The organism is Sedimenticola hydrogenitrophicus (genome assembly GCF_025175675.1).
Taxonomy (GTDB): domain Bacteria; phylum Pseudomonadota; class Gammaproteobacteria; order Chromatiales; family Chromatiaceae; genus Sedimenticola; species Sedimenticola hydrogenitrophicus.
Genome location: NZ_JANIOA010000038.1, coordinates 31,467 through 43,671, shown reverse-complemented (window position 1 = coordinate 43,671; position 12,205 = coordinate 31,467). Strand labels below are relative to the sequence as shown.

General features: G+C 59.4%; 10 protein-coding genes and 1 tRNA gene. All 11 read right to left on the bottom strand.

Annotated features, from left to right (window positions below; genetic code table 11):
• Positions 1 to 124: 124 nt before the first annotated feature.
• Positions 125 to 201, bottom strand: a tRNA-Met gene (locus NPX02_RS17065).
• A gap of 348 nt (positions 202 to 549) precedes the next feature.
• The gene (gene nuoN / locus NPX02_RS17060; RefSeq protein WP_260295018.1) at positions 550 to 1,986 is read right to left on the bottom strand and encodes an NADH-quinone oxidoreductase subunit NuoN; all 1,437 of its coding nucleotides are present in this window, start codon (positions 1,984 to 1,986) and stop codon (positions 550 to 552) included.
• A gap of 31 nt (positions 1,987 to 2,017) precedes the next feature.
• Positions 2,018 to 3,535, bottom strand: a complete 1,518-nt coding sequence (locus tag NPX02_RS17055) for an NADH-quinone oxidoreductase subunit M (protein WP_260295017.1) — start codon at positions 3,533 to 3,535, stop codon at positions 2,018 to 2,020.
• A 19-nt stretch (positions 3,536 to 3,554) separates the two neighbouring features.
• Positions 3,555 to 5,543: an NADH-quinone oxidoreductase subunit L gene (nuoL, locus tag NPX02_RS17050; protein ID WP_260295016.1), complete on the bottom strand. Its 1,989-nt coding sequence runs from the start codon at positions 5,541 to 5,543 to the stop codon at positions 3,555 to 3,557.
• Between the two features lie 2 nt (positions 5,544 to 5,545).
• Positions 5,546 to 5,851 carry an NADH-quinone oxidoreductase subunit NuoK gene (nuoK, locus tag NPX02_RS17045; RefSeq protein ID WP_260295014.1) on the bottom strand — a complete coding sequence of 102 codons (306 nt, stop codon included), beginning with the start codon at positions 5,849 to 5,851 and terminating at the stop codon, positions 5,546 to 5,548.
• A gap of 11 nt (positions 5,852 to 5,862) precedes the next feature.
• Positions 5,863 to 6,462, bottom strand: a complete 600-nt coding sequence (locus NPX02_RS17040; RefSeq protein WP_260295013.1) for an NADH-quinone oxidoreductase subunit J — start codon at positions 6,460 to 6,462, stop codon at positions 5,863 to 5,865.
• Between the two features lie 34 nt (positions 6,463 to 6,496).
• On the bottom strand, positions 6,497 to 6,988 hold the full coding sequence (gene nuoI / locus NPX02_RS17035) for an NADH-quinone oxidoreductase subunit NuoI (protein ID WP_260295012.1): 492 nt from the start codon (positions 6,986 to 6,988) through the stop codon (positions 6,497 to 6,499).
• 13 nt (positions 6,989 to 7,001) lie between these two features.
• Positions 7,002 to 8,045, bottom strand: coding sequence for an NADH-quinone oxidoreductase subunit NuoH (gene nuoH / locus NPX02_RS17030; RefSeq protein WP_418067347.1), 1,044 nt, complete (start codon positions 8,043 to 8,045; stop codon positions 7,002 to 7,004).
• Between the two features lie 12 nt (positions 8,046 to 8,057).
• Positions 8,058 to 10,364, bottom strand: a complete 2,307-nt coding sequence (gene nuoG / locus NPX02_RS17025) for an NADH-quinone oxidoreductase subunit NuoG (protein WP_260295009.1) — start codon at positions 10,362 to 10,364, stop codon at positions 8,058 to 8,060.
• Between the two features lie 54 nt (positions 10,365 to 10,418).
• Complete coding sequence (nuoF, locus tag NPX02_RS17020; protein WP_260295008.1) at positions 10,419 to 11,687, bottom strand: NADH-quinone oxidoreductase subunit NuoF; 1,269 nt, start codon at positions 11,685 to 11,687, stop codon at positions 10,419 to 10,421.
• A 5-nt stretch (positions 11,688 to 11,692) separates the two neighbouring features.
• Positions 11,693 to 12,202 (bottom strand): NADH-quinone oxidoreductase subunit NuoE, encoded by a 510-nt coding sequence (nuoE, locus tag NPX02_RS17015; protein WP_260295007.1) that lies wholly within the window; start codon positions 12,200 to 12,202, stop codon positions 11,693 to 11,695.
• Positions 12,203 to 12,205 lie beyond the last annotated feature (3 nt).

Sequence of the window (12,205 nt, the reverse complement as noted above, 5' to 3'; positions counted from 1 at the left end):
CTCGCTCCGCTCGTGCTGCGCGCCTGCGGCGCTGGTCGAACCTGACCGTTTGGAAGTCGTAGGTTCGAATACACCCTATTTATTGGTACAAAAAAGGGTCGCACTGGGCGACCCTTTTTTTGTTTGGTAGCGGGGGCAGGATTCGAACCTACGACCTTCGGGTTATGAGCCCGACGAGCTGCCAGACTGCTCCACCCCGCATCTGAAGGCGCAGATGATACGCACATGAAATCGGTTTGACAACCCCTCTCCGTTCAAATAATTCGATTAATCCGGATACACAACAACAGGGCAAAATTCACTGCCCTTTCAATCCCGCTCGACAGGTTCACTGAACCGGAAGGGGTCGGAGTCAAGCCGCGCCAGAACAGCGAATATATGCTGCCAACTCGGGGCGGCTTGACTCCGACCTCTTCAGCTGGATCCATCAAAGTTGCGCCCAACCATCCCTGGCCTTCATGGGATAAGGACTTCCTTCCCTGAACGAAAAAGCCCTGTCACCGGGACAGGGCTTTATTGGCCTGGACCAGGCGATGGTGCAACCAGTACCTAGGCCAGCGCCGCCGCGCAAAGGGACAGCAGACCGGCCGGGAACATCCCCAGGGCCAGCATGGCCAGCCCGTTCACCGACAAGGCGATCTGGGTATCCATGCCCGCGCTCAACGGCGTATTGTCCAGCGGCTTGTCAAAGTACATCAGCTTGATGATACGCAGGTAATAGAAGGCGCCGATGATTGAGAAGAACACACCCACCAGGGCCAACCAGGTCATATCGATACTGACGACCGCCTCCAGCACCACCAGCTTGGCAAAAAAGCCGACGGTGGGCGGCACACCCGCCATGGAGAACATCACCAGCAGCATCATCCCGGCAAACCAGGGGCTGCGCTCGTTCAGACCCTTGTAATCGTCCAGGTTCTCCGCCTCGAAGCCACGCCGGCTCAGCAGCATCACGATACCGAAGGCACCGAGCGCCATGACCGCGTAGACGATGCTGTAGAACATGGCGGCGGTATAGCCCTTGCTGGTGCCGGCGAGAATACCGATCAGGATAAAGCCGACATGGGAGATGGTCGAATAGGCCAGCATGCGTTTGATATTGGCCTGGGCGATGGCGAATATGTTGCCCACCGCCATGGAGAGAATCGCCAGGATCACCAGCATGTACTGCCAGTCGCCGTGCAGCCCCCCCAGTCCATCCACCAGCATGCGCATGGCCAGTGCGAAGGCGGCGATTTTTGGCGCACTACCCAGCAGCGTGACCACCGCGGTGGGCGCCCCCTGATAGACATCCGGCACCCACATATGGAACGGTACGGCGCCAAATTTGAAGGCCAGGCCGATCACCACGAACACCAGACCGAATACCAGCACGATCTTGTTCACATCGGGATTGGTCAGGCCCTCGCTGATGGCCTGGAAACCGATGGAGCCGGTGGCACCGTAGATCATGGAGATACCGTACAGCAACATACCGGAGGCAAGCGCACCCAGCACAAAGTACTTCATTGCCGCTTCGGAGGCGTCGGCGGAATCCCGATTGAAGGCGACCAGGGCATAGAAGGAGAGCGCCAGCAGCTCCAGTCCGAGATAGACCGTGAGGAAGCTGTTGGCCGATACCATGACCATCATGCCCAGTATGGCAAACAGGCCCAGGACGTAATACTCGCCCTTGAACAGGTCCCGGTCCCGCAGGTACTCCTTGGAATAGAGGAACGCCCCGCCGCTGATGATGAAGATGGCGATCTTGAGGATGTCGCCCATGCCATCCCTGACCACGCTGCCGTCAAACACAATGCGTGTTTCCGCCGGCGCCGTCATCAGGATGACGGCGATGCCCAGCAACAGGCTGATCTGCGTCATGCCATAACTGACTACCCGTTGCTCCTCTTTTAGAAACAGATCCACCACCAGGACCACACAGGCCGCTGTCAGGATAAAGATCTCCGGTAATACCGGTATCAGGCTGGATGTATCAAATTGCATCGAATCTCACCAATTCCTTGAATAGGGCCGGTTAGGGTATTTTTGTTACAGCAATATGTTTCAGCAAGTTGGCGACAGAGACGTCCATCACCTCGACCAGCGGGGCGGGCCAGAGACCGAGGATCAGCACGGCGGCCGCCAGGGAGCCAAGCACCAGGAACTCACGCCCGTTGATATCCTTCAATGCCGCGACCTTGTCGTTGCCAACCGCCCCAAACATCACCCGCTTGACCATCCACAGGGTGTAGGCGGCACCGATAATCAGTGTCGTGGCGGCGAGGAAGGCAAACCAGAAGTCGGCGCGGAAACTGGCCAGGATCACCATGAATTCGCCGACAAACCCGGAGGTACCCGGCAGTCCGGCGTTGGCCATGGCGAAGAACACCATGAAGCCGGCGAAGATCGGCATGGTGTGGACCACGCCACCGTAGTCGGCGATCTCACGGCTGTGGATACGGTCATACAGCACGCCGACACAGAGGAACATGGCGGCGGAGATGAAGCCGTGAGATACCATCTGCACCATGCCGCCTTCCACGCCCATCATGGCGCCGCCGGTGGATTCGGTGCTCCGGGCAATAATGAACACGATAAAGAAGCCCAGCGTTACAAAGCCCATGTGGGCGATGGATGAATAGGCGATCAGCTTCTTCATATCCTGCTGCACCAGCGCCACGAAGCCGATGTAGACCACGGCAATCAGGGACAGGGTGATGATCAGCCAATCCAGGTAGCTGCTGGCATCGGGCGTGATCGGCAGGCTGAAACGCAGGAAGCCGTAGCCACCGATCTTCAGCATGATGGCCGCCAGGATGACCGAACCGCCGGTCGGCGCCTCGACGTGGGCGTCCGGCAACCAGGTGTGCACCGGCCACATCGGCACCTTGACCGCGAAGGCCAGCAGGAAGGCGATAAAGATCAGCACCTGCACCTCCAGCCCCATCTTCAGGTCGTGGAACGCCAGGATGTCGAAGCTGCCGGCCTGGAAATACATGTAGATCAGCGCGACCAGCATGAACACCGAGCCGAAGAAGGTGTAGAGGAAGAACTTGATGGTGGCATAGACCCGGTTGGGTCCGCCCCAGACGCCGATGATCAGGAACATCGGGATCAGCATCGCTTCCCAGAATACGTAGAACAGCATGGCATCGAGCGAGGAGAACACACCCACCATGACGCCTTCCATGATCAGGAACGCCGCCATGTAATGGGAGGGCTTGTACTGAATCACCTCCCAGCCGGCGATGATCACAAAGATCGAGATAAAGGTGGTGAGGATGATCAGCGGCATGGAGATACCGTCGACACCCAGGTAGTACTCGATCTTGAACAGTTCGATCCAGGTCGCGCGTTCCACGAACTGCATGCCGACGCTGGTCGAGTCGAAACTCGAATAGAGCGGCAGACTCACGAGAAACGTGAGAATCGCAAAGGTCAGGGCCGTCCAGCGGGTGGCATTGGCCGCCCTGTCTCCACTTGCGAGAACCAGGAAGCCACCCACGATGGGCAACCAGATGGTCAAACTGAGTATGGGCCAGTCTGCTAACATTCGATGCGTCCTACCTTGCTTAAGCGATCACGAACCAGGTCAGCAGAATCAGCAGACCCAGAATCATGGCAATTGCGTAATGGAAGAGATAACCGGTCTGGATGTTGCGCACCCAACCGGCGAAGCGATCGATCGAACGGGCGGAGCCGTTGATGATCAGGCCGTCGATCAGGCCGCGGTCACCCATATTCCAAAACAGCTTTCCGATGCCCCGACTGCCCCCGGCAAACAGCGCCTGATAGGTTTCGTCAAAGCCGTATTTCTTGTCCAGCATCTGGTAGATACCGACGCTCTGGAAGCGCTTCTTCCAGCTCTCCGCCAGGGCCGGTTTCATCATGTAGAAGACAAAGGCAACCGCCACGCCCGCCGCGGCCAGCAGGGTCGGCAGGGCGAAAATGCCGTGGGTAAAGAAGGCCCAGGTACCGTGAAACTCGATCTGGCCCAGGGTATTGTGCTCAGGCAGCACAAAGATCGAATCCTTGAACCAGTCGCCGAACACCATGTCGCCCACGGTGAACATACCGATGAACAGGGACGGCACGGCCAGCAGGATCAGCGGCACGGTCACCACCTTGGGCGATTCGTGCAGGTGTGCCTTGGCATGCTCGTCCCGCGGCCCGCTGCCATGAAACACCAGGAAGTACATACGGAAGCTGTAGAGCGCCGTCACGAACACGCCGGCGACCACGGCAAAATAGGCATAGCCTGATCCGGCGATGGTTGAGTGATGCACCGCCTCGATAATGGCGTCCTTGGAGAAGAACCCCGAAGAGCCCGGCAGACCGATCAGCGCCAGTGAGCCGATCAGCGCGGTAATCCAGGTGATCTTCATGTATTTGCGGATACCGCCCATGTTGCGAATATCCTGATCATGGTGCATGCCGATAATCACCGAACCGGCGGCCAGGAACAGCAGTGCCTTGAAGAAGGCGTGGGTCATCAGGTGGAACACGCCGGCGGCATAGGCGGAGACACCGAGGGCCACCATCATGTAACCGAGCTGGGACAGGGTCGAATAGGCCACCACCCGCTTGATGTCGTTCTGCACCACGCCGATCAACCCGGTGAACAGGGCCGTGGTGGCGCCGATGACCAGGACAAAGGTGAGTGCCGTCTCGGACAGCTCATAGAGCGGCGACATGCGGGTGACCATGAAGACACCGGCGGTCACCATGGTGGCGGCATGGATCAGCGCCGAGATCGGGGTCGGGCCTTCCATCGAATCCGGTAGCCAGACATGCAGCGGCACCTGCGCCGACTTGCCCATGGCGCCGATGAACAGGCAGATGCAGATCACCGTCATCAGCGACCAGCCGGTGTCACCCAGCACGGTGATCTGGGTATCCGCCAGGCCCGGCGCCAGTTTGAACACCTCGGCATAATCCAGGCTATTGGTATACATGGCGACCGCCGCGATACCCAGGATAAAGCCGAAGTCACCGACGCGGTTGACGATGAAGGCCTTGAGGTTGGCGAATACCGCGGTCTCCCGCACCGACCAGAAGCCGATCAGCAGATAGGAGACCAGGCCCACCGCTTCCCAGCCGAAGAACAGCTGCAGGAAGTTGTTGGACATCACCAGCATCAGCATGGAGAAGGTAAACAGCGAGATATAGCTGAAGAAGCGCTGGTAACTGTTGGTACCGGCCAGACTGCTCTTCGGCCAGTTATCCTCATCATGGGCCATATAGCCGATGGTGTAGATATGCACACAGAAAGAGACGAAGGTCACCACCGCCATCATCATGGCGGTCAGCTGGTCCACCAGGAACCCGATCTCCATGCGGATACCGTCACTGACCATCCAGGTATAGACGCTCTCGTTATAGACCCCGGTAGTACCGTTGATGAACTGGAGCAACACGTAGAACGAAAGCAGCATGGAGAGACCGACACCACCGCTGGCGACCCAATGCGCCCCGGCACGCCCAATACGCGAACCCAAAAAGCCGGCGATGATTGCGCCAATCAGGGGCGCCAGCACGATAAGGAGGTATATCTTGTCCATGCTTAACCCTTGAGAGAATCCAGATCTTCAACATTAATGGTGCGCGTGTTGCGGAACAGCACCACAAGAATCGCCAGGCCGATAGCCGCCTCGGCGGCCGCCACGGTCAGGATAAAGAATACGAACACCTGTCCGGCGTTATCGCCGAGGAAGTGGGAGAAAGCGATGAAATTTATATTCACTGCCAGCAACATCAATTCCACGCACATCAACAGAATGATGACATTCTTCCGGTTCAGGAAAATACCCGTGACGCTGAGTGAAAACAGTATTGCGCCGAGTATGAGATAGTCTGATAGTGCAATCATGTCGGCTCCAGTCAATCCTCTGCGTCCATCTTGATCACCCGCAGGCGATCGGCCTTTTTCACCCGAACCTGCAACGACGGGTTCTGATACTTGGTCTCGGGACGCTTGCGCATGGTCAGCCCGATTGCCGCGATGATGCCCACAAGCAGGATGACGGCCGCCACTTCGAACTGATACATGTAGATGGTATAGAGGACGCTGCCCAGATCCTCGGTGTTGTTGTAACTGGCCGGACGCGCCGCCGGGGCCGGCATCTTGTCGAGACCGAAGTTACCGGGGCCGACGACCAGGAATATCTCGATCGCCATCACCAGGGCCATCAGTGCGCCGACCGGCATATAGTTGATGAACCCGGCCCGCAGGGTGGCGAGATCGATATCCAGCATCATCACCACAAACAGGAACAGCACCATGACCGCGCCCACGTAGACGAGAATCAGCACGATGGCCAGGAATTCGGCCTCCGCCAGCAGCCAGATACCAGCACTGGCGAAAAAGGCCAGCACCAGGAACAGTGCCGAATGCACCGGATTGCGCCGGGTGATCACCATTGTGGCGGCATACACCAGGATGGCGGCAAACAGATAAAAGACAAACTTCTCGAATGTCATGGGTTATTCCAGTTTCAGTTTTTAAAAACCACTATTACCGATACTTGCCGTCTGCACGGATGCAGTCGGCCAGTGCCGCTTCATGTGTGTCGCCATGGGCCAGCAACTTTGCCTTGGTCATCACGGCGTCCTGACGATTTTCAAAGTGGTACTCGTAAATCGGTGTCTCGACAATCGCGTCGACCGGGCATGCCTCCTGGCAGTAACCACAGAAGATGCATTTGAACAGGTCGATGTCGTAGCGTGAGGTACGCCGTGAACCGTCCGCGCGCGGGGGCGCCACTTCGATGGTGATCGCCGCAGCCGGGCAGGTCGCCTCGCACAGCTTGCAGGCAATGCAGCGCTCCTCGCCATTTTCATAACGCCGCAGGGCATGCAGTCCCCGGAAACGCGGTGAGATCGGCGCCTTCTCTTCGGGATACTGGACCGTGAACTTCTTTTTGAACATGTATCCGCCGGTCACCCCCAAACCCTTGAGGAGCTCCAGCATGGCCAGACTTTTGATGTAATCGCTCAGCATTTTCATCTTTCATCCAACCTCAGCTAAACCAGGCAAATCGGTAGACGACCATGATCCCGACCACCAGAATCCAGACGATGGTGATGGGAATGAAGACCTTCCAACCCAGACGCATGATCTGGTCATAGCGATAGCGCGGGAATGTGGCGCGGAACCAGAGGAAGAAGAAGCCGGCAAACGCGGTCTTCAGGAACACCCAGTGAATCCCGTCGCCCAGCAGGAACACCCCATCCACCCAGCTGGCCGGCAGCGGCGACAACCACCCACCCAGGAACAGCAACGCGGTCAGGGCGGAAATCAGGATCATGTTGGCGTATTCACCGAGGAAGAATACGGCGAACGGCATACCGGAATATTCCACATGGAAGCCGGCGACGATCTCCGACTCACCCTCGGCCACGTCGAACGGTGCGCGGTTGGTCTCGGCGACACCGGAGATGAAATAGATCAGGAACAGCGGGAACAGCGGCAGCCAGAACCAGCCGAAGATGCCGGCCTCGCTCTGCTGGGCGCGCACGATCTCACCCAGGTTGAGGCTGCCCGCCGCCACCAGTACACCCACCAGGGCGAACCCCATGGCGATCTCGTAGGCGACGATCTGCGCCGCCGAGCGCATCGCGCCGAGAAAGGCGTACTTGGAGTTGGACGCCCAGCCGGCGATGATGACGCCATACACACCGATCGAGGTGAGGGCCAGGATATAGAGCAGTCCGGCGTTCAGATCGGCCAGCACCAAACCTTCGGAAAAGGGAAACACGGCCCAGGCGGCGAGCGCGGGACCCAGGGTCAGCAGGGGTGCGATCAGGAACAGGACCTTGTTGGCCTTGGTCGGGATCACGATCTCCTTGAACATCAGCTTGACCGCATCGGCAATCGGCTGCAGCCAGCCCTTGGGCCCGACCCGGTTGGGACCGATACGCACCTGCATGTAGCCGATAAGCTTGCGCTCCGCGTAGGTAAAGTAGGCCACGCAGAGCATCAGCGGCGCGACGATCACCACGATTTTAATCAGGATCTGCAGAACGATCAGATTCTGACCGAGCCATTCCCAGAGAGTTATCAATGATTCCATCGCTTAAATCTTCTCCAGGGTCACTTCACCAAACTGAGCGCCAAGCGTCTCGGTACCGGCCAGTGCGGCGGGGATACGGACACTTCCGTTTGGTACGTTGGGGTCAATAATTATCGACAGTCGGGCGCGGCTGCCATCCTGGACGGCGACCGCGGTTTCGCCGGCTGAAAGACCCAGCCTGGCCGCCTCGTCACCATTTATGTAGATGCCGGCCGGGATAGCATCATGGGTTCTCTGCAGCGCGGCCGCGTGGCGAACCAGCGGATCCAGCGCGTAGATCGGCACATCGCCGATACGCTGCAGCCCATCCGCCTTGCTCCTCGGCTGCAAGGCCATGACGGCTTCGTTGGCACGGTTATCGGGGGACACGCCCGCGATCTCCTCCTTGAGCTCCGCCAGCACCTCTTCCGAGCTGACATAATCAAAACCCGGGATCGCCAGCAGGTTACCCAGTACGCGCAGGACCTTCCAGGCGGGGCGGGTATTACCGCCAGGGGTGATGGCGCCGGCAAACGATTGCAGCGTGCCGGCGGCGTTGACATAGCTGCCCGAGGTCTCCATGCACAGGGCCGTCGGCAACAGCACATCGGCGGCGGCATCCAGGTCCGCGCTGCGGTAGGCGGTCATTGCCACCACAAACCCGGCCTGTGCGAAGGCGCTGCCCGCCTTGGCGGGATTCCACAGATCCAGGCCCGGCTGGATACCCATCAGCAGATAGGCCTTGCGCGGCTGTTCCAGCATGGCCTGCGCATCGTCGCCGGTCGCAGCCACGGCACCGACCAGACGGGCACCGACGCTGTTCGCCGCCTCCGGCAGATAACCCAGCGTGACATCACAGGCCTTGGCGACGGCGCCGGCCAGGACGCGCAGGATAGAGAAATCAGCATGGGCGGCCGCCAGATTACCCAGCAGCACGGTGCCGTTTGCGGCAGACTTCAGATTGTCGGCAATCGCCTGATGCTGTTCGGAGACCACCGCCTGATCGATCAGTGCACCGCTGGCACCCGCCGCCTTGGCTACCGCCGCCAGCTCATTGAGCATATCCGCCGGACTGGCCACCAGCTGCCGGGCCACGTAGTTCAGCTCCAGCTCAATCGGGTTGAGGAAGCTTATTTCGGCCCCTTCCAGCGCCGCCTTGCGCAGACGATGCGCCAGCAGCGGTTGTTCCTTGCGGGCGTTGCTGCCGACCAGCAGCGCGGCGTCCACCGACTGCAGCGCCTCGATAGACTGTCCCAACCAGGGGACGCGGGGCTCTTCGCCGCGGAAATCGCCCTGCCGCAGACGACTGTCAATCGCCTCGCTGCCCAGTGCCCTGACCAGCTTGCGGGCCAGGAACAGCTCTTCCAGAGTCGATACCGGTGAGAGCAGTGCACCCAGGTCGGTACCGGCCGCCTGCAGGCCCTTGGACGTTTCCGTCAGGGCCACGTCCCAGCTCACCTCGGCCCACTCGCCATTTTTCTTGAGCATCGGCGAGGTCAGGCGCTGGTCGCTATAGACGCCTTCGTAGCTGAAGCGGTCACGATCCGAGATCCAGCACTCGTTGACCGACTCGTTCTCTTTCGGGTGCACCCGGATCAGTTCATTGCGACGCACATGCAGGTGAATATTGGAGCCGACGGAATCGTGCGGCGCGATGCTGTCGCGCTCGATCAGTTCCCAGGCACGCGCCTTGAACTGGGAGGGCTTGGAGGTGAGGGAGCCGACCGGGCAGACATCGATAATGTTGCCGGAAAGCTCCGAGTCCACGCTCCTCTCGACAAAGGTGCCGATGGTCATGTGCTCGCTGCGACCGGTGGCGCCCAGTTCGCGGATGCCGGCGATCTCGGCCCCGAAGCGGACACAGCGCGTGCAGTGAATGCAGCGGGTCAGGTCGGTCCTGATCAGCGGACCGATATCCTTGTCCTTGACGATGCGCTTGCCTTCAACGAAACGGGAGATATCGCTGCCGTAGCCCATGGAGACGTCCTGCAGCTCGCACTCGCCGCCCTGATCGCAGATCGGGCAATCCAGCGGGTGGTTGATCAGCAGGAACTCCATGGTCCCTTTCTGCGCCGCCAGCGCCACCGCGGAGCGGGTAAACACCTTCATGCCGTCATTGACCGGCGTGGCGCAGGCCGGTAACGGCTTGGGCGCACGCTCGACCTCTACCAGACACATCCGGCAGTTCGCGGCGACGGAGAGCTTCTTGTGATAACAGAAGCGCGGGATATCGATGCCGGCGGCGTCGGTCACCTCGATCAGCATCTGACCGGGCTTTGCCTGTATCGCCTTACCATCTATCTCGATTGTAATCGTCTGGTCTTCAGACATTGATTTAGTTCTCTAACCAGTAGCCGTAAATAACGTTCAATACAGGGTGAGGCCTCAGCCGACCATGCATTTCTTGTGTTCAATGTGATACTCGAACTCATGCCTGAAGTGCTTCAGCATGCCTTGTACCGGCATGGCGGCGGCATCGCCCAGGGCACAGATGGTGCGCCCGGCAATCTTCTGCGTGACGTCGTCGAGCAGTGCGAGGTCTTCGGGGCGGCCGTCACCGCGCTCGATCCGGTTGATCACCCGGTAGAGCCAGCCGGTGCCTTCGCGACAGGGGGTGCACTGTCCGCAGGACTCTTCAAAATAGAAGTAGGACATGCGCTCCAGTACCTTGACCATGCAGTTGGTGTCATCCAGCACGATTACCGCCCCGGAACCGAGCATGGAGCCGGCCTTGGCGATCGAATCGTAGTCCATGGTCAGCTCCATCATCTGCTCACCCGGGATAATGGGCGCGGAGGAGCCACCGGGGATGACGGCCTTGATCTTGCGGCCATCCTTCATGCCGCCCGCCATCTCCAGCAATGCCGAGAACGGCGTACCCAGCGGGATCTCGAACACCCCGGGGTTGTTCAGATTGCCGGAGATGGAGAACAGCTTGGAGCCGCCGCTGTTTTCCACGCCCAGCTGCTTAAACCACTCGCCGCCCTTCTCCATGATGACCGGGATGGAGGCCAGTGATTCGGTGTTGTTGATAATGGTCGGCCGGCCATAGAGCCCGAAGTGGGCGGGGAACGGCGGCTTGTAACGGGGCTGCCCCTTCTTGCCTTCGATGGACTCCAACAGCGCGGTCTCTTCACCGCAGATATAGGCACCGCCGCCCAGGTGCGAATGAAGCTGGAAATCAAATCCGGAACCCAGCAGGTTGTTGCCCAGGAAGCCGGCCGCACGCGCCTCTGCCAGTGCCGCCTCGAAACGCTCGTAGGGTTCCCAGAACTCGCCGCGGATATAGTTGTAGCCGACGGTGGCACCGATGGCATAACCGGCGATGACCATGCCCTCGATCAGCTGATGCGGGTTGTAACGCAGGATATCGCGATCCTTGAAGGTACCGGGCTCGCCCTCGTCCGAGTTGCACACCACATATTTCTGACCGGGGGCATTGCGGGAGATAAAGCTCCACTTCAGGCCGGTTGGGAAACCCGCGCCGCCACGACCGCGTAGTCCGGAGGATTTGACCTCCTCGATCACCTGCTCCGGCGGGATTTTCTCCTTGAGGATCTTGATCAGCGCGGAGTAGCCGCCACGGCTCTGGTAGGTTTCCAGTAGCCAGGGGCGCTCGAGATCATTATTTCTGAGACAGACTTCGTTTGCCATGATGCTTACTCCAGCCCGTCCAGAATGGAATCGACCAGTTCAGGCGTCAGGTTCTCGTAATACTTGGTGCCGATCTGGAACATGGGGGCGCCGCCGCAGGCACCGAGGCACTCCACCTCTTTCAGGGTGAACTTGCCATCTTCCGTGGTCTGTCCCAGGGTGATACCGAGCTTCTTCTCCATATGGTCGACCAGTTTGTCGGAACCGTTGATCATGCAGGAGACGTTGGTACAGACGCAGACTTTGTGCTTACCCACCTTGTTGCGTTCGTACATGGAGTAGAAGGTGGCCACTTCGTAGACCGAGATGGGCGGCATGTCCAGGTAGGCGGCCACCTTGTCCATCAACTCCTGTGTCAGGTAACCACCGTTGTCATCCTGCACGATGCGCAGCGCCGCCATGACCGCCGACTGCTGCCAGCCTTCCGGGTATTTGGCAACCCAGGTATCGATCTCCGCCCGTACTTCCGCGGAGAACAGCTGCTCCTTGTTCTCCGTCGGCTTGACCGTGGTCATTGG

Coding starts and splice junctions, on each gene's coding strand:
- nuoN (WP_260295018.1), bottom strand. CDS start 1,986: ATGCAATTTGATACATCCAGCCTGATACCGGTATTACCGGAGATCTTT.
- NPX02_RS17055 (WP_260295017.1), bottom strand. CDS start 3,535: ATGTTAGCAGACTGGCCCATACTCAGTTTGACCATCTGGTTGCCCATC.
- nuoL (WP_260295016.1), bottom strand. CDS start 5,543: ATGGACAAGATATACCTCCTTATCGTGCTGGCGCCCCTGATTGGCGCA.
- nuoK (WP_260295014.1), bottom strand. CDS start 5,851: ATGATTGCACTATCAGACTATCTCATACTCGGCGCAATACTGTTTTCA.
- NPX02_RS17040 (WP_260295013.1), bottom strand. CDS start 6,462: ATGACATTCGAGAAGTTTGTCTTTTATCTGTTTGCCGCCATCCTGGTG.
- nuoI (WP_260295012.1), bottom strand. CDS start 6,988: ATGAAAATGCTGAGCGATTACATCAAAAGTCTGGCCATGCTGGAGCTC.
- nuoG (WP_260295009.1), bottom strand. CDS start 10,364: ATGTCTGAAGACCAGACGATTACAATCGAGATAGATGGTAAGGCGATA.
- nuoF (WP_260295008.1), bottom strand. CDS start 11,687: ATGGCAAACGAAGTCTGTCTCAGAAATAATGATCTCGAGCGCCCCTGG.
- nuoE (WP_260295007.1), bottom strand. CDS start 12,202: ATGACCACGGTCAAGCCGACGGAGAACAAGGAGCAGCTGTTCTCCGCG.